The sequence below is a fragment of the Streptomyces phytophilus genome (genome assembly GCF_013870535.1).
Classification (GTDB): domain Bacteria; phylum Actinomycetota; class Actinomycetes; order Streptomycetales; family Streptomycetaceae; genus Streptomyces; species Streptomyces phytophilus.
Genome location: NZ_JACBXC010001680.1, coordinates 1 through 1,082, shown reverse-complemented (window position 1 = coordinate 1,082; position 1,082 = coordinate 1). Strand labels below are relative to the sequence as shown.

2 protein-coding genes are annotated in these 1,082 nt (G+C 74.4%); both read left to right on the top strand.

The features are described from left to right. Positions 1 to 68: 68 nt before the first annotated feature. Complete coding sequence (locus H5J30_RS35185) at positions 69 to 599, top strand: hypothetical protein (protein WP_181791853.1); 531 nt, start codon at positions 69 to 71, stop codon at positions 597 to 599. A gap of 57 nt (positions 600 to 656) precedes the next feature. Beyond that, on the top strand, positions 657 to 1,082 hold a 426-nt coding region (locus H5J30_RS35180), incomplete at its 3' end, for an NUDIX hydrolase (protein WP_181791852.1).

Genomic DNA, 1,082 nt, shown 5'->3' with positions numbered 1-1,082 from the left:
TCCGGGGCCGTACCCGGATAGCCGCCGGAGGACTGCCGCCACCGCCCGGCTGGCGTACTCTCGGTTGCATGAAGGACGACCGCCCCCGTGTGTGGACCGGGCGGGCCACGAACCGTGTGCAGTGGCTGCTCGCCCTGATCGGCGCTGCCTGTATGGCCCTCGGCATCGAGCTGGCCGTCGCGCAGCCCTGGACCGGCGGGCTCGCCCCGCTGGTCATGTCCGTCGTCGGCTGCATCGCCGCCGGCCTGCTGGTCCTGGCCGGCACCCTGGCCTTCGTCCACGTGGCGGTCAGCGTCGACGACCACGCCCTGGAGATCCGCTGCGGCCACTTCGGCCTGCCGCGCCGCCGCATCCCCCTCACCGAGGTGCTCTCCGCCGACTTCGAGCCCCGGGTCACCCCGCGGCACTGGGGCGGCTGGGGCTACCGCTGGAGGCCCGGCAAGGGCACCGCCGTGGTCGTCCGGCGCGGCGAGGGCGTGGTGCTGCGCCTCGCGAACGACCACGACTTCACGATCACCGTCGACAACGCGGAAGAGGCCGTACGCGCCATCCGCGACCGCCTGCGCCACACCCTCGGCGGCGGCACCGCGGAGGCGTAGTCCGCCGGTCACGCCGCGTTTCCCGGCAGCCCGCCGGGCCCGTTTACGCTTACGGCCATGGCGACACCCGACTTCATCCGCGAGCTGCGCGCGACCGCCGGCCAGCAACTTCTCTTCCTCCCCGGCGTCAGCGCCGTCGTCGTCGACGGCGACGGGCGGGTGCTGCTCCACCGGCGCGCCGACACGGGCCGCTGGTCGATCGTCGGCGGCATCCCGGAGCCGGGCGAGCAGCCCGCGCGGACGGCGGTCCGCGAGGTGTACGAGGAGACGGGCGTCGTGGCCACCGCGGAGCGGGTCGTGGGGGTCGAGGGGCTGGACCCGATCCAGTACCCGAACGGCGACAAGTGCCAGTTCATGGACATCACGCTGCGCTGCCGCGCGACGGGCGGCGAGGCCCGGGTCAACGACGACGAGGGGCTGGATGTCGGCTGGTTCGAGCCGGACGCGCTGCCGGCGGACCTGGAGGACTTCGCCCGCCACCGG